This is a genomic window from Pseudorhodoferax sp. Leaf267 (genome assembly GCF_001422405.1).
GTDB lineage: Bacteria > Pseudomonadota > Gammaproteobacteria > Burkholderiales > Burkholderiaceae_C > Pseudorhodoferax.
The window spans coordinates 22571-41813 of sequence record NZ_LMMV01000008.1 but is presented as its reverse complement, the minus strand read 5'-3'; the positions used below and the strand labels follow the sequence as shown (position 1 = coordinate 41813).

Here is a 19243-nt window from a genome sequence, read left to right as displayed (position 1 = left end):
CATGCTCAACCACCGTCCGCGCAAAATCCTCAACTTCCACTCCCCGCATGAAGTGTTCTCACAACTCACTGCGGATCTCATTGCCGGCGTTGCACTTCAAGTTTGAAACCGCCCAATGCACCTGCATGCGCTCCGGGACACTGGTGCCGATGCGGTCATTGCGGGCTTGGCCCAGCGCGTGGCGGTTTGCCTTTGAATGGCTGATCGCCTTTTCCTTCTGGCGCATCTGGCCCAGCAAACGCTTAGACAGACGGCACTTTCACGCGCCTGTACGCCCCCATTCTGCAGCGCAGTTCGAAGCCAAAGAGTGAAATGCTTAACCCGTGACGGACCCCGCGAAGCGCGCCAAGACCGCCAAGTCACCCGCATCACGGAGCTCCGCCGCCATCGCCTGCAATCCAGCTCCCAACGCCACCGCCGCCAGCGCCTTGCGCGGGCACAGGCCCAGGCAGCGCGTGCGCGTGACCTGTACCTTCCCTGGCGCCTCGCGCAAAGCCTGCCGCAGTGCGCTGGCGCCGGCCTTGCTGTCCAGATGGCGCGGTCCGTCGTCTCGCTTCTCGCAGTCGGCGCAGACAAGCACGACGCGCTGGTACTTGTAGCTCTTTAGATGCATCGAGGGATTCGACCACGGCAGCGCATGGTGCGCCGCAGTCGTGCGCGAACGCCCGCCACAGAGGCGGGATTCAACCGACCAGCCGCGCTGCCAGTTGCTTCGCAGTCCGCGCGCTGACGCCCTTGCCGGTCACCGCGATCGCCGGCGGGTTGGCCAGCATCCGCTGGAACACGGCTCGCATTTCGTCTGCGCCGATGTCCTCGATCATCGCCATCGCTTCATCCATCGGCGTCACGCTCCCGCTGGCGAACAGCTCTTCGACGGCCTGCTCCATCGTGGCGTAGGTCCGTTCTGCCCCGCGCACCCGCGACACGGTCAACTGGTTCTTCGCCCGCTCCAGGTGCACCGGGTCGATGGCCATGGCCTGGGCGCGCAGCAACTCGCCCGTGGCCGCCACCAAGGCGTCCAGCTTGTCGGGCGTGGTGACCGCATGCACCACGAAGTTGGCCCAGACGTCGCCGCTGTCCACCGTGGAATGGGCGGTGTAGGCCAGGCCCAGCTGCTCGCGCACGGTGTCGACCAGGGGCGCCGACATGCCGCCGCCGAACAGGTTGGACGCCAGCGCGGAGGCCAGGCGCCAGCGCTGCTGCGGCATCTCGTCCTGGCGGGCGGGCACCAGCGGGTAGGCGATGTTCAGAAACACCTGCGACACCTGCGTGAAGCGCTGCGCCATGGCGTGGCCCACGTACGGCGCGGGTGCTGGCAGTGGCAGCACAGGCGTGTCCGCAGTCTGGCGCATCGTGGCAAACAGTTCGCCGGCCCGCTCCATCCAGGCTTCGACATCGAAATTGCCGGCCGCCACGACCACGGTCTTGTGCGCCGTGTAGTGGGCCCGCACATGGCGCACCAGGTCGTCGCGCGTGAAGCCCTCGATGTTCTCCACGGTGCCGATCACGGGCATGCCCATCGCATCGTCTCCCCAGATGGCGCGGTCGAGCAGGTCGCTGGAACGGTCCTCGGGGTCTTCGGCGTATTCGATGGCTTCCTGGCGGATGACGTCGAGCTCGCGCTGCAGCTCGGCCTGCGGAAAGGTGCTGTTCAGCACGATGTCGGCCGTCATGCGCAGCAGCTGGTCGGCGTGCCGGCCCAGGCCGGTCATGAAGTACCCGGTCATGTCCTTGCCCGTGAACGCGTTGACGTCCGCGCCCAGCCGCTCGGCATCCAGGTTGATCGCCTGCACGGAGCGGGTGGTCGTGCCCTTGAAGGCCATGTGCTCCAGCACATGGGCGATGCCGTTGGTGGCCGGCGTCTCGTCGCGCGAGCCCACGCGCAGGAAGACGCCCACGCTGAGGCTTTGCACATGGGGCATGGGAACGGCGAGCAGCCTGACGCCGTTGGGCAGCGTGCGAAGAACGGTGGAAGTCATGGCAGCATTGTCCGTGGCAGGCGCCGTCAGCTCTTCAGCAGCTCGCCCACCACGTTCCGCAAGGTCTGCTCCTGCGCCTGCCCCTCCACGCACGACAGCACATAGCTGCGCTGGTGCCAGTCGCCCTCCAGCTCCGCCGCGCCCAGTGCAGCCTCCGGGTGGAAGCTGCGCAGCACCTCCGGCGGCATCAGCCCCACACCCAGCCCGTGCCGCACCAGCGCCAGCATGGTGTCGAAGCCGCTGGCGGAGAAGTTGTTCGGAAACGCCCGCCCGCGGCTGCGGTAGGCGCGCTCCACGGCGGCCAGCACGGCCGAGCCCTTGCCCAGGCTCACGATGGGCAGGTCCAGGATGTCGTCGATGCCGACCGGGCCGGCGCCGAACTGGAAATGTGGGCGGCTGTAGACCAGCACCAGGCGGTCTTGCCGGTAGGCGAACTGGGGCAGGTCCAGGAAGCCGCTGGTCTTCTCGTAGATGCCCACGTCGATGACCTTGTCGCGCAGCAGTTGCTGCACGATCTTGCTGTTCTCTTCCAGGATCTTGAGCGTGATCTGCGGATACGCGGCCTGCAGCCGCGCGATGTCGGCCGCCAGGAACTGGATGATGGCGGCCTTGGGCGCGCCGATGATGATGCGTCCGTCGCGGCCGTGGCCCAGGGCCTGGGCGTCGCCTTCGAGCCGGCCGATCAGGTTGTCGATCTGGCGGATGTGGGCCAGCAGGCGGTCGCCGGCCTCGGTCACTTTCACACCGTGCGGCTGGCGCTTGAAGAGCTTGGCGCCGAGCTGCGACTCCAGGTCGGTCACGCGCTTGGACGCGGCGGCCACCGCCAGGTTGAGCTTGTCGGCGGCCTTGGAGATGCTGCCCTCCTCGACGATGGTGAGGACGAGTTGGACGGTGATGGAGTCGAGCTTCATGGGCGGAGTGTCGGGCCTTGGGCTTGCGCACAGGATGAGGGCATCCATTTTTGACTTACCACGTAAGCCGCACTACGATGCGGTGCCGCCGTTCAATCCGAGATCCGTATGTCGACTCTTCTCGTCTCCTCGAAAGGCCAGATCGTGTTGCCCGCCGAAATGCGGCGACGACTCGGGATGGGTGCAGGCGCAAGGATCGAGGTGCTCGAAGAGTCGGACGGCCTGAAGCTGCGCGTCGTCCGCTCTGTGGCGCAGGTGGACATCGCGGACATGGCGGGCATGGTCAAGGCACCAGCGCGCGGTGTTCCACGGCGCCTGGAGGACTTCGATCCCGCATCGCTGCTGACCCGTTCACGGCGCGGCGACGCATGAGGGCCCTGGATACGAACGTGCTGGCGCGGTTCTTCGTCGATGACGCCGACGATGCACAGGCTGCCCTACAACGCCCCGCGGCCATCGCCGCGGTCTCCGAACGCTCGTTTGTCTCGGTCACCGTGTTGCTTGAGCTGGAGTGGGTGATGCGCGGGTTCTACAAATTGCCAGCAAAGGATGTTTCCCGCGTGATGCGTGCACTGGCGAGCATTGAGCACATCACGCTCGAGGACCGTGATGTGGTTCTGGCCGCAATCGATGCGTTCGACAAGGGCCTGGATTTCGCCGATGCGCTGCACGTGGCGCGCAGCGCTCGTGCGTCCAGATTCGCCACATTCGACCGCAAACTTGCGCGGCGTGCTAAAGCCCTCGCGCTGACGCCGCCAGTGGAGTTGCTTGGCTGAAGCCAGCTTCCGGCCTGCAGCTAGACCATAGGGCATCTGTCCTGCGCCCAGTCAGCCGCCCGCCCCACACGGGCAGCGGGCGGCACGCGTCCCAATCGGTGCAGTCCTCACTGAAAGCCTCCCATGCTCGAACAGAAACCTGAACCCGGCGCAGTTCCCACCTCTTCCAGCCGCAACCGCTTCGCCAACAAACGCATGCTGGTGATCTGCGGCGCGATCGCGGTGGTGGTGGTCCTGTTCATCGTGTTGCGGGTGCTCAGCAGCTCCCAGGCTTGAACGGGGTCGCTGCAACCCCGCGCAATGACGCTCAGCGTGCCGCTTCGCGCTCGCGCAGCAGGTGGTACAGCACGATCGCCCCAAAGGTGGCCGTCCCAATCCCCCCCATCTTGAACCCCGCGATCGACAGTGTCAGGTCCCCTGCCCCAGCCGTCAGCGCCACACCCGCCGTGATGAGGTTGCGCGGGCGCGAGAAGTCGACCTTGTTCATGACCCAGATGCGCCCGCCCGTGGCGGCGATCAGGCCGAACACCACCAGCGCCAGGCCGCCGATCACGGGCACGGGCAAGGTCAAGATCAGCGCGCCGAACTTGGGTGAGAAGCCCAGCAGCAGCGCCACCAGCGCGGCCACCACGAACACCAGCGTGGAGTAGATGCGCGTCACGGCCATCACGCCCATGTTCTCGGCATAGGTGGTCACGCCCGTGCCGCCGCCCGAGCCCGAGACCACGGTGGCGATGCCATCGGCGATGAAGGCGCGGCCCATCAGCGGGTCGAAGCTGCGGCCGGTCATCGCCGCCAGGCCCTTCACGTGGCCCAGGTTCTCGGCCACCAGGATCACGGCGACCGGCGCGATCAGCGCCATGGCCGAGGCCTGGAATACGGGCGCGCTGAACTTGGGCAGGCCGAACCACGCGGCCGCGGCCACGCCCGAGAAATCGATGGGCTTGGCCCAACCCAGGCCGTTGGCGACGATGCCGTACAGCACGTAGCCGGCCAGTGCGCCCAGCAGGATGGGCAGCCGGCCCACCACGCCCTGGCCGCGCACGGCGATCAGGCCCACGGCCAGCGCGGTCAACAGGCCGATGGTGGTGTCCACGGGCGTGGCGCCCAGCATCTTGATGGCCACAGGCGCCAGGTTCAGGCCGATGGCCGCGACCACGGTGCCGGTGACGATGGGCGGCATCAGCCGCTCGATCCAGGCCGTGCCCAGCACCTGCACCACGAGGCCGATCAGGATGTAGAGCACCCCGGCCGCGATGATGCCGCCGAGTGCCACGCCGATGTTGGCGTTTGGCCCGCTGCCGGCGTAGCCCGTGGCGGCGATCACCACGCCGATGAACGCGAAGCTCGAGCCCAGGTAGCTGGGCAGCCGCCCGCCGGTCAGCAGGAAGAAGATCAGCGTGCCGATGCCCGAAAAGAAGATCGAGGTGTTGGGGTCGAAACCCATCAGGATGGGCGCGAGCGCCGTGGAGCCGAACATGGCCACCACGTGCTGCACGCCCATGACGATGGTCTGTGCCGTGGGCAGGCGCTCGTCGGGCGCGACCTCTCCGCTCGTCTGCAGGGTCCAGGTGGGAAACAGGCGCATGGTGCTCCTCGTGTTGTGGTGGTATTGGGCTGGCCGCGGCCGGCGCAGATTGTGCCGTGCGCCAACTTGGCGCACGCGCTTGTTTCACTGGTTCAAATTTCAGACTGAAAACCTGCATCCATTTGTGTCATTTGTGCACATCTGACGTGTTTGGCGATACGCTGCCCCGCGGCCGCACCGCCCTGGTGCGAACACAGCCCCTGGAGGAGACACACAGTGAATACATCACGAGCCCATCTTTCGGCCTCCTGGCCAGCGTCCTTGCTGGCGGCCCTGGTCCTGGCGGCCTGCGGTGGCGGCGGCAGCGACGACGATGGCAACAGCACCCGCGTGCCCGGCGTGTCGCAGCCGGTGGAGATCGTGCGCGACACCAGCGGTGTGGCCCACATCTACGCGCAGAACCAGCGCGACCTGTTCTACGCGCAGGGCTACAACGCCGCGCGCGACCGGCTCTGGCAGCTGGACCAGTGGCGCCGCCGCGGCGAGGGCAAGATGGCCGAGCAGTTCGGCGCGCGCTTCGTGGAGGCCGACCGCGCGGCGCGGCTCTTCCTGTTCCGCGGCGACCTGGATGCCGAGTTCGCCAGCTACCACCCCGATGCACGCGAGATCCTGACGGCGTTCTCCGAGGGCATCAACGCCTTCGTCGACCAGGCGCTGGCCGACCCCGAGAAGCTGCCCATCGAGTTCCGCCTCACCGGCACGCAGCCGGGCCGCTGGTCGCCCACGAGTTCGCTGATCCGCATCTACGGCATCACGCGCAACGTGGGCAGCGAGGTGCAGCTGGCGCGCCGCATCGCAGCCGTGGGCCTGGCCACCACGCAGGAGCTGACGGTGAACGAGCCGCCCACGCCCATCCAGGTGCCGGCGGGCATCGACGTGGCGAGCATCACGTCCAGCATCCTCACGCCCTACAACCTGGCGCGCAACGGCCTGGCCTTCGAGGCGGGCGACTTCCCGCGCAGCCCGCTGCAGCCAGCCCAGGTGGCGGCGCTGGCGCAGGCCCTGTCGGTGGGCAACGGCACGGTCGAGCGCAGCGAGGAAGAGCGCGCCGCGCTGCGCTACGAGAGCAACAACTGGACGGTGCACGGCTCGCGCACCGACACCGGCAAGCCCATCCTCGCCAACGACCCGCACCGCGCGATCAGCATGCCGTCGCTGCGCTACATGGTCCACCTGAACGCGCCGGGCTGGAACGTGATCGGCGCGGGCGAGCCCGCCCTGCCCGGCGTCTCCATCGGCCACAACGAGCGCATCGCGTTCGGGCTGACGATCTTCGCGTTCGGCGACGAGGAAGACCTCTACGTCTACGACACCAACCCCGCCAACCCCGGCGAGTACCGCTACGGCGCCGGCTGGGAGCCCATGCGCGTGGTCAACGAAACCGTGCCCGTGCGTGGCCAGGCCGCCGGCGCCAGCGCCGCGCTGAAGTTCACACGCCACGGCCCGGTGGTCTACGAGGACCCGGCCAACCGCAAGGCCTACGCCGTGCGCGCGGCCTACCTGGAGTTCCCCGGCACGGCCGCCTACCTGGCCAGCCTGCGGCTGAACCAGGCGCAGAACTGGACCCAGTTCACCGAGGGCATGGCGCGCCATTTCACGCCGGGCGAGAACATGGTCTATGCCGACGTGGACGGCAACATCGGCTGGTTCGGCGGCGCACTGGCACCCATCCGGCCCCGCGCCGACTGGAACGGCCAGCTGCCGGTGCCGGGCGATGGCAGCTACGAATGGGCGGGCTACCTGCCCGGCTCGCTGCTGCCGCGTGTGTTCAACCCAGCGCAGGGCTTCTACGCCACGGCCAACGAATTCAACGTGCCGGCCGACTACGCCTACCGCAGCATGTCGGCCACGGCCTGGGCCGAGCCCTACCGCTTCCAGCGCGCCAGCGAGATGCTGGCGGCCAACCCGCGCCACAGCGTGGCCGACTCCGCGAAGATGCAGATCGACGAGCTGTCGATCCCGGCGCGCACGCTGGCCCCGCTGGTGGCCCGCCTGAGCTCGGCCGATGCGGACGTGAGCCAGGCATTGGGCCTGCTGCGCGGCTGGAACCACGTGGTCAGCACCGATTCGGCGGCCGCCACGCTGCACCAGCTGTGGCTGCCGCGGCTGCAGAGCCGCGTGACCGAGCTGCTGGTGCCGGCCGCGGGCCGCAGCCTGTTCGGCACGCTGTCGCGCCCCGTGGTGCTGGCCAAGCTGGCCGCGCCCGATGCGGTCTTCGGCGCCGACCCCGCGGCCGGCCGCGACGCGCTGATGCTGGAGACGCTCAAGGCCGCCGTCACCGAGCTGAAAGGCCGCCAGGGCGCCGACCCGGCCAACTGGCAGTGGGGCCTGCTGCACCACATCCAGTTCGAGCATGAACTGGCGGGCTTTCTCACCGGCGACCAGGCCGCCGCATTGGCCACGCCGCGCTACCCCGTGGGCGGCGACAACGACACCTTGCACCGCGCCTCGTACCGCACCTCGGACTTCCGTGTGACGAGTGGCGCGTCGTACCGGCAGGTGATCGACCTGTCGGACTGGGACAAGTCGCTCGCCATCAACGTGCCAGGCCAATCGGCCGACCCCAAGAGTCCGCACTACAAGGACCTGATCGAGCGCTGGGCCAAGGGCGAGTATTTCCCCATGGCGTTCAGCCGCAGCAAGGTGGACAGCCTGCGCGGGGACACGCTCACGCTGCGGCCGCAATAGGGCGCCTGGTGATGCGCAGGAAGACCGTGGCGGTGGTGGCGCTGGTGGCCGCGCTGGGCGCCGGTGCGGTGGCGGTGGGCGCCAGCCGCGTCACGCTGCTGGTGCTGGACGCGCCCGAGCGCCGCGCCACGCTGTTGCTGCCGCGCTCGGCGCGCTACGGCATGCGGCTGGTGGAATCCGAGGCCTCGCTGTGCGCGCGCCAGGGGCCGGGCTCGCCGTTGCACTCGGTGTACCTGGCGCCGGAGTTTTGCCCGTTGGCCGTGGCCACCAGCGTGGCGGCGCCAGGGCGGGCCTGGGTGGAGCTGCCCTATCTGCCGGCGCTGCGCACGCTGGCAATGCGCTGAGGCACCGCCAGGGCGCAGCGCGGCACAGAGCCGCCCTGCGCGCACCGGTGCGCTTCAACGCGTGGCCAACATCGGCTGCGTCTGCGCCGGGGCCGGCCGCTGCGCCAGCATGGTGCCGGTGTCGCTGCCTTCGCCATAGGGCGGCATGGTGCCCTCGCGCAGCGCGCGCATGAGTTCGGCCACCACGTCAGCGCGCTTGACCGTGCTCGGCGGCGGCGGCTGCTGGGGCTTCAGCGACTCCAGGTAAGCGGTGATCACCGCCTCGCGCGTGGTGGTGCTGCCACTGGGCACGGGCGGGATGTAGCCCACCTCGCCGAACACATTGGTGTCGGCAAGGCAGGGCGTGGCGGCGCAGGCGGCGGCCAGCAGGCAGGGGGCAATGAGCTTGGTGTACATGGTTCGGTCCTCGCAAAGTTGGGTTCGACGACACATCGGCCTTGGGCGCCCTGCCCTCGGCCTTTCTCGATGAGTTCCCGGGTTGTGCGCACCTCATCGATGGCTGCCATGTTCGAGTCGCCCTGCGCGGCGGGCATCCTCAGTTCCAACGACGCCATCGCCATTCCGTCCGCAAACCGGTGGACAGAGCGGGCCTCAGACCACGCGGCGGCGCGCATGCAGGCCCTCACTAGAATGCGCGTTCGACCGAGTGGCAACTAGGGTTCCGGGCGGGCACACCAGGCCCCGCCGCTGGTCCAAGCGTTGCGGACACCGCGGCCTGCGCCGCGGCAGCACCCGAGGGACAAAAGCCCAGAGGAGGAGACGTCGAGTCTTCCTCCTGCACGCTGTTCGATTCGGGGCCTTCGATGTCATTTCTCACCTTCTCGATGGTCGTCCTGGCCGCGCTGATCCACGCCACCTGGAACCTGCTGGCCAAGCGCGCCGCGCATGCGGGGCCGGCCTTCGTTGCCGCCACCAACGTGGTCTCGTGCATGGTCTACCTGCCCTGGGTAGCCTGGCTGCTGGCGCGCAACACCCTGCCCTGGAGCGGGCCCGTCGTGGCCTGCATCGTGGCCAGCGGCCTGCTGCACCTGGCCTACAGCCTGTGCCTGCAGAAGGGCTACCGCGTGGCCGACCTGTCGGTGGTCTACCCCGTGGCGCGCGGCACCGGGCCACTGCTGTCCTCGATCGGCGCCTTCGTGTTGCTGGGCGAGACGCCGACCGGCCGCGGGCTGCTGGGCCTGGCCGCCATCGTGCTCGGCATCGGCTTGATCGCCACGCAGGGCCGGCTTGCCATGTTCCGCCAGGCGCGCGCGCTGCAGGGCGTGCGCTGGGGCGGCGCCACGGGCGCGCTGATCGCCGGCTACACCGTGGTCGATGCCTACGGCGTGAAGACGCTGGGCATCCAGGCCGTGATCCTGGACTGGTGCTCGAACATGGTGCGGCTGTGCGTGCTGCTGCCGTGGATGCTGCGCAACCGCGCGAACGCCGTGGCCGCGATGCGCGGCCACTGGGGCCTGGCGCTGGCCGTGGGCGCGCTCTCGCCGCTCTCCTACATCCTGGTGCTGGAGGCGCTGGAACTCGGCGCGCCGCTCAGTGTGGTGGCGCCCACGCGCGAGATGTCTATGATGGTCGGCGCGCTGCTGGGCATGGTGGTGCTCAAGGAGCGCGTGGGACCGGGCCGCGCCCTGGGCTGTGCGCTGCTGGCGCTGGGGGTGGTGCTGCTGGGCACACCTGCCTGAGGCGCGCCCGCCGCCGGATGACCAATGGCCTCTAGGCGATCGGGGGCCTTTGGGGTAGCGTCTTGTACAGCCTCAGGAGAGACGGGCGCCTTGCCCGAAGGCATCAAGGAGAATCTTTGGACATCCTGGACCGGCCGCATTGGACGCTGAGCGCAAGCCTGGAAGGACCCTTGCTCGAATTCAGGCTGGGCGACGGCCGCCGTCTCGACTGGCGCGCGAAGCGTCCCGCCTATCTGCTGGACCAGGCCCAACATGCAATGGCGGCCAGAGACTTCCTGGGCGACGACCTGGCCAGGCGCCTGGCCGGCAGCGAGGCGCGTGTCCTGCACGTACAGATTGACGACGCGCTCGACGCAGCAGCCTGGGAGTCGTTGCAGATCGGCTCGACCACGTTGGCCGGGCACTTCTGCCTGGGCCGGCACCTGGTCAGCGCGAGCGATGCAGTTGCAGCATTGCAGTCCGTACGTGCCGACGCGCTGGCCGTGGTGGTCGTCCACGGGGCCGCCTCGCGCGTGTGCCCTTGGGCGCGGCACGTCGCACTGGACGCGCTGGAACAAAGCGCAAGCCGCGACACCATCGCCGCGGCACACGTGCTCGTGCTCGATGGCGTCGAGTTGACCGAGGTGCTGGCGCGTGCGAACCCACCCCTGCACGCGCATCTGTTCGTGCTCGGTGCGCCCCAGCCGCCGGCCCTCCTGGCGCGCGTGCTCGACACGGGAGCAGCCCTGCTCGTGCTGCGGCATGCAGCCGACCTGTCGGGTGAGCCGCTGCAGGCCGTGCTGCGCCAGCTGGAGAACGGCGCCAGCGTCGGCGAGTCCGTGCGCTCCGTGCACCGCCGCGGAGCGCCTGCGCACTTCGACGCGCGGGTCTATGGCGACCCCGACACACGCTTCGTGCGCATGCAGTCGCCGACCTCGCGCCGCCAGGTCACCAGCCTGTCCTTCGACTTGGTCGGCTCCACCGCGCTGATGGCGCGCATCGGCGACGAAGCCTACGCGGACATGCTGGCGCGCCTGCATGCGCGGTGCGCCGATGTGGTGCGTCGCCATGGCGGCTTGCCCGACGATCCACAGGGCGACGACGGCGTCATGTGCTATTTCGGCCATCCGTCGGCGGTCGAAGATGCGCCCGTGCATGCGGTCGAAGCGGGGCTGGAGCTTGTCCGCACGGTGTGCGAGCTGGGGGTCGCGGTGCGGATCGGCATCGCGACCGGGTTGGTCGCCGTCAAGGCAGGCCAGCCGGTCGGCCTGTCGATCCATCTCGCGGCGCGCCTGCAGAACGCGGCCGTTCCGGGCAAGGTGATGGCTTCGGAAGCCACGCGCCGGCTGGTGGCCCACAGGTTCGCGCTGCGCGCGCTTGACGCTCCATTGCGGCTCAAGGGCATCGAAGAGCCGCAGGATGCCTTTGTCGTACTGGCCGCGCGCAGCGACACGGGGGCGCACCCAGCCGAGCCGCTGCCCGCGCTCACGCCCCTGGTGGGCAGGCAAACGGAGCTCGATCGCCTGGACCATTGCTGGAACAAGACACGCGCGGGCGTCTGCTGTGTCGTGGTGGTGCGCGCCGAGGCTGGCATGGGCAAGTCGCGCCTGGTGCGGGAGTTTCGCAACACACTGCTTATGCGTGGCGTCAGGGTGCTGGAGTGCCGGTGCCGCGCAGACGCCAGTGCCAGCCCCTATCTGGTGCTCGCGGAGGCGCTGAGGCGCTGGCTCGGCATCGGCGCGGACGAACCCCGCACCGATGCGCTCGCCAAGCTGGCAGCGGCGCTGCCGCAGGCATCGCGCCAGGGCGAGCCGTTCACCTTGCTGGCGGCCATGCTGGGGCTTGGCGCGCAGCCATCCCATGCGACACCCGCCGTGCTGCGACAGCGCCTGCTGCAGCTCCTGCTGGACTGGCTTGGCCAGTTCATGCAGCACCAGCCCAGTTGCCTCATCGTCGAAGACTGGCACTGGGCCGACCCGTCGCTGCGCGCTTTCGTCGAGCGTCTCGTCGCGCAGCCTGCCGCCGCTGGGCTGCTGGTCGTCATCAACACGCGGGGCGGCAGCGCTCAAGCCCCCTGCGCGTTCCCGGTCGACGAGGAACTGGAACTTGCAGGGCTGCCCCCCGATGCCGCCCGCTCGCTCGTGCGCCTGACCTGCCGGGACACCCCCCTGCCCGCGGGCTTCGTGCGTATGCTGGCCGAGCGGGGCGACGGCGTTCCCCTGTTCCTCGAAGAGGCCACGCGCATGGCCCTGGAGTCAGGCGGCGAGCGCGCAGAAGCGGCGAGCGCGGCACTCGAGCGGGTGCCTGCGTCGTTGCAAGACCTGCTGATGGCCAGGCTGGACCGCCTGGGCGATGCCAAGGCCCTGGCCCAAGTGGCGGCAGTGCTGGGCCGCGAATTTTCGCTGGAGGTGCTCACTGCCTTGCTGGAGTCGGGCCACTGGGCGCTGGACGCCGTCACATTGGCACAGCGGCTCGCGGTGCTGGAGGCCTCTGGCCTGGTGCGGGCGGTGGGTGCGGGCCAGTTCGCCTTCAAGCATGCGCTGATCCGCGATGCGGCCTACGGTTCGCTCTGGGCCCGCGACCGCCATGCACTGCATGCTCGGGTCGTGTCGCTGCTGCAGGAACGCTGGCCGGACCGCGCTGCCATGCAACCCGAGCTGCTGGCCCTGCACCAGACCGAGGCCGGCCAGCACCACGATGCGCTGGCGCAATGGGAACGCGCAGCGCGCAACGCGGCGGCCCGTTCGGCCGAGTTCGAGGCCATCAGCCACCTGCGCCGGGCGCTGGCCGTGCTGTCGCACACCCAACCGGGCGACGCACGCGACCGCACCGGGCTGCGCCTGCAGCTGTCGCTGGCGGCGCGGCTCATCGCGACCGAGGGCTACGGCGCCGAAACCGTCCTGCATGCCTACCAGGAGGCAGAGCGCCTGTGCGACCGCATCGGCGACGACGCGGCGCGCTTCAAAGTCGAGATGGGCCTGGAGGCCTACCGCTTCATGCGCGCGGACTTCGGCCTGGCGCTGGAACACGGCAGACGTGCGGCCGCCATTGCGCAGCGCTCGGGCGACCTCGGGCAGCGCCTGCATGCGCATTGGGGCCTGGCCTGCACGCTGTTCCACCAGGGCGCACTGCGCGCCACCATGCGCGAGATGGACGCCGGCCTGGCCCTGTACACGCCAGCCTTGCACCAGCGCTTCGGCGTGCAGGACCCGGGCGTGATGTGCCTGGCGTATTCCTCCTGGGCGCTGTGGGAGCTGGGCCAGCCCGACAAGGCGTTGGCGCGCATCCTGCACGCCAACGCCATCGCCAGCGAGTTCGAACACAAGTTCAGCCAGGCAGTCGCCATGGCCTACGCCGTGAGCATCGAACTGCTGCGCGGCGAGACCGAGGCCGCGTTGCACCGCGCGGACGCCTGCATCCAGGTCTGCGAGGACGCCGGCTTTCCGGTCTGGCTCGCCATCGCGCGCTGCATGCAAGGCCGTTTGCTGTGCGAGCAGGGCCATCACGCGGCGGGCCTGCGGGACATGCGCGCGGGCGCCGAGATGTGGCTGGCAACGGGCTCCATGGTGTCGCAACCGTTGTACATGGTGCTGCAGGCCGAGGGGCTGATGCTGGCCGGCCAGAGCGACGCCGCAACGGCATGCGTGGACCAGGGGCTGGCGGCCGTGCAACGCTACGGCGAGCGCCAGCTCGAGGCCGAACTGCTGCGACTGCGCGGCGAACTGGCCTGGCGGCGCGGTGAACGGGCGCATGCCGAAGGCTGTTTCGCGAGCGCCTATGCGCTGGCGATCCGGCAGCGCCGCCTGGGCTTTGCGCTGCGCAGCGCGACCGCGCTGGCACGCCTGTGGGCAGCAGATGGACGAAGTGCACGCGCCCGCCGGCTGCTGGTGCCGCTGGTGGCGCGATGGACAGAGGGGCGTGGCACACGCGATCTGCGCGATGCGCTGGCGGTGTGCGCGCAGTGGGCGTGACAACAACAGTCAGGAGGGGATGCGCATGGCCAAGAGGGAACGGTTCGCGACTGCGCCCAGCGCATCGCTGCTGCAAGAGTTGAGGTCCAACAACCCGTACGCGCTGAACTGGCATCTGCGCGAGTGGCTCGGCGACGACGAGCACCGATCCCATCTCTACCGTGTCATCGAAGGGCTCGGCGGCCAATTCGACTTCCCGTCGAGCGACACGCTGGAGCGTGAATGCGGATGCGAGGGGCTGGAGCAGCCTCGGTCGCCGCCCACACTCGGCCATCGGCACCACGTGCGCCTGATCACCCGGCGCGACGAGATCGAGCGCATCTTGGTGGACAAGGACAGGGAGTACGCGAGCCGCGTTTATGCGGAGCTCGGCGGCGGCAGCTTCATGCTGGCGCTGGATCCGGGCGGCGTGGGCATCCACGCGGAACAGCGGGCAGCTTACTTTGCGTGCTTTCCGCATCATCTGGAACTCATCACGCAACTGAGCGAAGCGGCGTGCAAGGATGCGTCCGTGCTGTCGCTGCGCGCGTCGGACTTCGACCTGGCGCAGTTCGCCCAGCAGGCGGCGCTGCGCTTTTGCCAGAAGCTCATGGGCTATGCCTCGACCGACTACACGCTGCTGGAGAGCGCCCTGGGCACGGCGTACCGCGGCCTCGTCCACCAGGTGCTGGGACGCCACCTCGTGGTCGACCCGCTGGCCATCCCGGCGGCCAGGCAGGCGCTCGGCATGCTGCTGCGACGCACCAGTGCGCTGATCGAGGCCTACACCACCGACGACGAGGATGGGCTCAAAGGCTGCGACGACCCTGCCGTTCCGGCGAACCTGCAGCCCGTGTTGCGGCAGCTCGCACGCCATGCCGGCCCCGACCTGAACGCCGAGCAGCGCGCCATCATCGCCGTCGGCGCCGCCGTGGGCACGGTGGGCAACGTGCAGGCCGCCGCATGCATTGCGGTCCAGGCGCTCTTCAACGACACCCGCCTGCTGCAGCAGGCGCGCATTCTTGCGGGCCAAAGCCTCTTGCCGCAGTTGCAGCGGTCCCGCTGGCAGGGTTTGATCGGCCCTGCGCTGGCGGCGAACCCGCCGATCCCGATGCTGCCGCGGCTCAAGGTCGATGGCCAGGGCCAGTTGCAATACCAGGTCCTGCTGGCGTTGGGTGGTGGGACGGCGCATGCCGACGCACCGGCCCCGGACGATCCCCTCATTTGGGGCATGCCCATCGGCGGGCCGCATTGGTGCGCTGGCAAGGCCCTGGCCTGGCCCCTGGTGGCCGCGATCGTGCAGCAGGTGATGGCGCTGCCCGGACTGGCCCAGCGCCTGGACGCCGAGGACGCCACCGTGATCGGTCTGAAGAAGCGCTGGGGCTTTGCCTGCGAAAGCTATCCCTTGACCCACCACCGCGACCGGCGCCTGTACCAGGCGAGCCTGAACGTCGCCATGCGCCTGAAGTCGCCCGTCAAGGACAGCGCGGCGCGGGTGCGCGATGTGCTGCGCGCCGGTGCGCCGCGCATCGAGGAGGCGCTGCGCACTTCGCAGCATGTGCATTTCGCGTGGTTCGAGCTGATCGAGAGCGACACGGTGCTGGTGCTGCACACGGTCTACGACGGGCCGTTCGCGGCCTACATCCAGCACTTCGCATTGAAGGCAGGCGACATCTTCGACGCGCTGTTCGAGTGCATCCAGAACCCGCCGCCGATGCCGGTGGACAAGTTCCCGGACGAGTTCGTTGCGCACATCCAGCGCTACAACAGCGAGCCGGCCATGGGCTTTTTCTTCAGCGCCTATCCGGGCAGCGATGTGTCGAACATCCTGCGCAACGAATGGGCCCGGCCATGAGCCGGCCGTTCGCAGGCGTGCAGCGCATCGTGCTGCACGGCAACCGGTGGGAGGCGGCGCAACACCTGGTGCTGTGCTTCGGCCCCGGGTCCTCGCCGCAGCGCTTCCTGCAGCTGCTGCGACAGGACGCGCTGTGGCCAGAGGGTGCGCTGCAGGGGCAGCCCTTCGTGCAGCTGAGCCTGGGCTTCAGCCGGCGCGGGTTGGAAAACGCCAGGGTGCCGCCCCACGTGCTGGCGCGGTTCGCGTTGAAGTCCCCCGCCTTTTCCAGCAGTGCGTCCAGGCGCGCGGCCCAGCATCTGGGTATCACGGGCAACGATGCGCCGCAGCGGTGGGATCCCGTGTTCGCGCACACCACGCTGGATGCGGTGCTCAGCCTGCACGGCAGGCACGAAGCGCGCATGCAGGACATGCGTCGGCGGGTGTGCGAACGGGCAGCGCAGGCCGGCGTGGACGTGATGCCGCTACCGCTGGCGCGCCGGCTGGCGCTGCGGCCCGACGGCAGCCCGGCGGCACAGGACGAGCAGTGGGTGCACTTCGGGTACCGCGACGGGCTCACGCGTGTGGGCATCGAAGGCTGGCCGTGCGGCCGCGCCCACGACCCTTGCGCACCCGGCCATGCGGCTGGCGAGTTCGTGCTGGGCATGGCACAGGACTCTGGCGCCAACCCCTGGATCGCCGGGCCGGGCCGCACGGTCTGGCCCGCACCCGTGCGCGCGTTCTTCCACGAAGGCAGTTTCGGCGTCCTGCACCAGATCGAACAGAACGTGGCAGCGTTCGAGGCGTTCGTGGCCGAGGCCTCGGCGCTGACGGGCCTTCAGCCGGACGAGCTGAAGGCCAAGCTCTGCGGACGCTATCCAGGCGGCACCCCGGTCGGCCATCCCAAGGCCCTGGCGACAGACGCATTCGACTACACCGCGGACCCGCAAGGCATCGGTTGCCCCTTTGGCAGCCACATGCGCCGCATGAATCCGCGCGGCGACAACCTGGTGCATGGCCTGCGCTCGCGCGCGCTGCTGCGCCGCGGCATGCCCTACACCTTGCCGGAGTGCCGCAAGCCCGGCCTCATGGGGCTGTTCTTCTGCGCCAGCATCGAAGACCAGTACGAACACCTGCTGGGCCAGTGGGCCGACCGCGTGCCGATGGGAAGCCAAGACCGCGGCGGCGCCCGCGACCCCTTGATCGGAGCGCACGCATCCGACGATGGGCCCTACGAGATCCCGCGCGCGGGCCAGCCGCCCCTGCGGCTCCACGGGCTGCAGCCTTTCACCCGCACCCTGGGCGTGGCCTACCTGTTCTACCCCAGCCTGCCCACCCTGGAGGGCATCGCCGACAACCGCATGTGGCTGGAGCGGGACGCTGAAGATCCGCCGGGTGGACCCTTGCCCCACCACGCTGCAGCGCGCGCCGCCAAGGCGGTCCGATGACGGCCCCGCAAACGCCGCAGCGCAAGGAGATCCCACCGGGCGACGACGTGTGTGCCGTGCCGCCACCGGTGGATGAAGAGCCGCCCATCGACCGCTTCTGCGATCTGGTGCTGACCGGCGGCGTGGCCAGCGGCGTGGTCTACCCATGGGCGATCGTCGAGCTCGCGCGGGTCTACCGCTTCCAGAGCATCGGCGGCACCTCGGTCGGTGCGATGGCGGCGGCGCTGGCCGCGGCGTCGGAGTACGGCCGCCGCACCGGCTGCGACGCGCCGTTCGAAGCTTTGCGCCGCACGCCGGCGGCCCTGGGCGAGATGCTGCCGGACGGCCGCACCCGCATGCTGTCGCTATTCCAGACCCACCGGCGCGGCCGGCGGCTCATCGAACTCTGGGGCCGCCTGGCCCGCGGTCGGCGCGCAGGCAAGCCTGGCCGTGCGGTGGGCGGATGGCCCACGGTGGCCGCTGCAGTGCTGACTGTCTACCGCTGGCCCAGCGGCCTGGGTGCGCTGGCGGGGCTTGCGCTGGCGGCCGTGGACGGCGCAGGGCCCATCGGCCATGCGCTGTCCGTACCGCTCGGCGGCCTTGCCGGATTGGGGCTGGCGGTGTGGGGCGACGTGCGCTGCGGGCTGGTTGGCAACGGGCTCGGGCTGTGCAAAGGGGGAACGATGGAGGCACCCGGGCCGGAAGGCCGCCGCCCGGGGTTGTCGGAGTGGCTGCACGAGGGCATCCAGGCCTGCGCAGGGCTGCAGGACACCGACCGTCCGCTCACCTTCCGCGACCTCTGGAGCGCACCCGCCTATCGCGGTGCGGCGCCCGAGCGCCGCACCGAAGACGACCCGGTCGACAAGCGCACCATCGACCTGCGCATGATCACGACCAACGTGACCCACGGGCGGCCTTACCGGCTGCCGCTGGCCGACCAGACCAGCCGGCTGTTCTACAGCCGTGATGAATGGAAGGACTACTTTCCGCAGGCTGTGCTCGATGCGCTGGAACTGGTGGCGCGCCCCTACGAACCCAGCCCTGCGCACGGTTCCGACCCCTCGCTGTCCGAGGCCCAGGCGCAGGGGCTGCTGGAACTGCCCACGGCCGACCTGCCCGTGGTCGTGGCGGCACGGCTCAGCTTGAGCTTCCCGCTCCTGTTCTCCGCCGTGCCGCTGTGGGCCATCGACTACGAGGCGCCGCGCGGGCAACGCAAGCTGCGCCCCTGCTGGTTCAGCGACGGCGGGATTTCCTCCAACTTTCCCATCCACTTTTTCGATGAGTCCGTGCCGCGCTGGCCGACCTTCGGCCTGTGGCTGGACAGCAAGGGCCCGTATGACTACGGCGACGTGTGGCTGCCCGACTTCATCGACAAAGGCTGGGGCGACAACTGGAACCGCTTCGACCCGCGGACCCGGCCGGCCGCGCCCGCGGCGCCCGGTGCGTCGCCCGATGCAGCGGATCATCGGCCCGACATGTCGTTGCTGTCCGGCTTTCTGCTGGGCGTCGTGATGGCGGCCAAGGACTGGCGCGACAGAACCAGCATGCGCCTGCCGCATGTGCGCACCCGGGTCGCGCGCATGCTTCTCGCGCCCGACGAAGGCGGCTTGCACATCGCGATGTCACGCCAGCAGATCCTGGACATGGCCGGTCGCTACGGTACGACGGCAGGCAAACGTTTCGTCCAGCAGTTCGCCGAAGGCGACGACGGACACACGCCCGCGTGGCGCGACCAACGCCTGGTGCGCCTGCAACTGCTGGTCAACGGCCTGCGCGAGCGCCTCACGGGCCTGGCGGCGAATGCCGCATGGCCCGCACACGCCACACCCATGGCCGCGCTGATCGCGCGCGCCAAGTCCACGGTGCAGCAACCCATGGGACGGCGCAGCAACCACGCGCTGCTGAACGGCGAGCAGGCCCGAGAGCTGCAGGCCCTGCTGCTGGAACTGGAACGGCTGGAGAACGTCCTGTCGCAAGCCCAGGCGCAGCCCACCCGCCCCGGCCCCGAGCCCGAGCTGCGCCTGCGCTCGCCGCTGTAATGCGATACCGCACGTGGCGCCGCGGCCAGTGGCGGCGGACCTGATCGACCGG

General features: G+C 69.6%; 15 protein-coding genes. 10 read left to right on the top strand and 5 right to left on the bottom strand.

The features are described from left to right. Positions 1-316: 316 nt before the first annotated feature. From ASF43_RS11545 to ASF43_RS11535, 3 genes are all read right to left on the bottom strand, one after another. Complete coding sequence (locus ASF43_RS11545; protein ID WP_056180725.1) at positions 317-613, bottom strand: (2Fe-2S) ferredoxin domain-containing protein; 297 nt, start codon at positions 611-613, stop codon at positions 317-319. 70 nt (positions 614-683) lie between these two features. After that, the gene (locus ASF43_RS11540) at positions 684-1979 is read right to left on the bottom strand and encodes a pitrilysin family protein (RefSeq protein ID WP_056180722.1); all 1296 of its coding nucleotides are present in this window, start codon (positions 1977-1979) and stop codon (positions 684-686) included. A 26-nt stretch (positions 1980-2005) separates the two neighbouring features. Continuing rightward, positions 2006-2890 carry a LysR family transcriptional regulator gene (locus tag ASF43_RS11535; RefSeq protein ID WP_056180718.1) on the bottom strand — a complete coding sequence of 295 codons (885 nt, stop codon included), beginning with the start codon at positions 2888-2890 and terminating at the stop codon, positions 2006-2008. 108 nt (positions 2891-2998) lie between these two features. Between ASF43_RS11535 and ASF43_RS29815 the strand changes: the two genes are divergently transcribed. From ASF43_RS29815 to ASF43_RS31390, 3 genes are all read left to right on the top strand, one after another. After that, complete coding sequence (locus ASF43_RS29815) at positions 2999-3262, top strand: AbrB/MazE/SpoVT family DNA-binding domain-containing protein (RefSeq protein WP_082497794.1); 264 nt, start codon at positions 2999-3001, stop codon at positions 3260-3262. After that, positions 3259-3666 carry a type II toxin-antitoxin system VapC family toxin gene (locus ASF43_RS11530; protein WP_056180715.1) on the top strand — a complete coding sequence of 136 codons (408 nt, stop codon included), beginning with the start codon at positions 3259-3261 and terminating at the stop codon, positions 3664-3666. The genes ASF43_RS29815 and ASF43_RS11530 overlap by 4 nt, the downstream gene beginning before the upstream one ends. A gap of 123 nt (positions 3667-3789) precedes the next feature. Next, a complete protein-coding gene (locus ASF43_RS31390; RefSeq protein WP_200932511.1) occupies positions 3790-3942 on the top strand; it encodes a hypothetical protein in 153 nt (50 codons plus the stop codon). Between the two features lie 31 nt (positions 3943-3973). On the opposite strand, the gene ASF43_RS11525 is transcribed toward ASF43_RS31390, so the two are convergent. Beyond that, a complete protein-coding gene (locus ASF43_RS11525) occupies positions 3974-5254 on the bottom strand; it encodes a solute carrier family 23 protein (RefSeq protein WP_056180712.1) in 1281 nt (426 codons plus the stop codon). A gap of 273 nt (positions 5255-5527) precedes the next feature. On the opposite strand from ASF43_RS11525, the gene ASF43_RS11520 reads away from it, so the two are divergent. Continuing rightward, the gene (locus ASF43_RS11520) at positions 5528-7942 is read left to right on the top strand and encodes a penicillin acylase family protein (protein WP_369803259.1); all 2415 of its coding nucleotides are present in this window, start codon (positions 5528-5530) and stop codon (positions 7940-7942) included. An 11-nt stretch (positions 7943-7953) separates the two neighbouring features. Further along, a complete protein-coding gene (locus ASF43_RS11515) occupies positions 7954-8286 on the top strand; it encodes a hypothetical protein (RefSeq protein WP_056180705.1) in 333 nt (110 codons plus the stop codon). A gap of 54 nt (positions 8287-8340) precedes the next feature. Here the strand turns inward: ASF43_RS11515 and ASF43_RS11510 are convergent, their stop codons facing one another. Continuing rightward, positions 8341-8682: a hypothetical protein gene (locus ASF43_RS11510; RefSeq protein ID WP_056180702.1), complete on the bottom strand. Its 342-nt coding sequence runs from the start codon at positions 8680-8682 to the stop codon at positions 8341-8343. 407 nt (positions 8683-9089) lie between these two features. Here ASF43_RS11510 and ASF43_RS11505 point away from each other — a divergent pair, with 407 nt between their 5' ends. The 5 genes from ASF43_RS11505 (at position 9090) to ASF43_RS11485 (ending at position 19191) form a co-directional block, all read left to right on the top strand. After that, the gene (locus ASF43_RS11505; protein ID WP_056180698.1) at positions 9090-9965 is read left to right on the top strand and encodes an EamA family transporter; all 876 of its coding nucleotides are present in this window, start codon (positions 9090-9092) and stop codon (positions 9963-9965) included. 116 nt (positions 9966-10081) lie between these two features. Continuing rightward, positions 10082-13915 (top strand): AAA family ATPase, encoded by a 3834-nt coding sequence (locus tag ASF43_RS11500; RefSeq protein ID WP_056180695.1) that lies wholly within the window; start codon positions 10082-10084, stop codon positions 13913-13915. A 25-nt stretch (positions 13916-13940) separates the two neighbouring features. Continuing rightward, positions 13941-15749, top strand: coding sequence for a hypothetical protein (locus tag ASF43_RS11495; protein ID WP_156373284.1), 1809 nt, complete (start codon positions 13941-13943; stop codon positions 15747-15749). After that, on the top strand, positions 15746-17173 hold the full coding sequence (locus ASF43_RS11490) for a hypothetical protein (RefSeq protein ID WP_156373283.1): 1428 nt from the start codon (positions 15746-15748) through the stop codon (positions 17171-17173). Before ASF43_RS11495 ends, ASF43_RS11490 begins: the two co-directional genes overlap by 4 nt. Further along, entirely contained in the window at positions 17170-19191 is a 2022-nt protein-coding gene (locus ASF43_RS11485) for a patatin-like phospholipase family protein (RefSeq protein ID WP_056180684.1), read from the top strand. Before ASF43_RS11490 ends, ASF43_RS11485 begins: the two co-directional genes overlap by 4 nt. Positions 19192-19243 lie beyond the last annotated feature (52 nt).

Bases quoted from the DNA above. Each gene is read 5' to 3' on its own strand.
- ASF43_RS11545 (WP_056180725.1), bottom strand. From the start codon at position 613: ATGCATCTAAAGAGCTACAAGTACCAGCGCGTCGTGCTTGTCTGCGCC.
- ASF43_RS11540 (WP_056180722.1), bottom strand. From the start codon at position 1,979: ATGACTTCCACCGTTCTTCGCACGCTGCCCAACGGCGTCAGGCTGCTC.
- ASF43_RS11535 (WP_056180718.1), bottom strand. From the start codon at position 2,890: ATGAAGCTCGACTCCATCACCGTCCAACTCGTCCTCACCATCGTCGAG.
- ASF43_RS29815 (WP_082497794.1), top strand. From the start codon at position 2,999: ATGTCGACTCTTCTCGTCTCCTCGAAAGGCCAGATCGTGTTGCCCGCC.
- ASF43_RS11530 (WP_056180715.1), top strand. From the start codon at position 3,259: ATGAGGGCCCTGGATACGAACGTGCTGGCGCGGTTCTTCGTCGATGAC.
- ASF43_RS31390 (WP_200932511.1), top strand. From the start codon at position 3,790: ATGCTCGAACAGAAACCTGAACCCGGCGCAGTTCCCACCTCTTCCAGC.
- ASF43_RS11525 (WP_056180712.1), bottom strand. From the start codon at position 5,254: ATGCGCCTGTTTCCCACCTGGACCCTGCAGACGAGCGGAGAGGTCGCG.
- ASF43_RS11515 (WP_056180705.1), top strand. From the start codon at position 7,954: ATGCGCAGGAAGACCGTGGCGGTGGTGGCGCTGGTGGCCGCGCTGGGC.
- ASF43_RS11510 (WP_056180702.1), bottom strand. From the start codon at position 8,682: ATGTACACCAAGCTCATTGCCCCCTGCCTGCTGGCCGCCGCCTGCGCC.
- ASF43_RS11505 (WP_056180698.1), top strand. From the start codon at position 9,090: ATGTCATTTCTCACCTTCTCGATGGTCGTCCTGGCCGCGCTGATCCAC.
- ASF43_RS11495 (WP_156373284.1), top strand. From the start codon at position 13,941: ATGGCCAAGAGGGAACGGTTCGCGACTGCGCCCAGCGCATCGCTGCTG.
- ASF43_RS11490 (WP_156373283.1), top strand. From the start codon at position 15,746: ATGAGCCGGCCGTTCGCAGGCGTGCAGCGCATCGTGCTGCACGGCAAC.
- ASF43_RS11485 (WP_056180684.1), top strand. From the start codon at position 17,170: ATGACGGCCCCGCAAACGCCGCAGCGCAAGGAGATCCCACCGGGCGAC.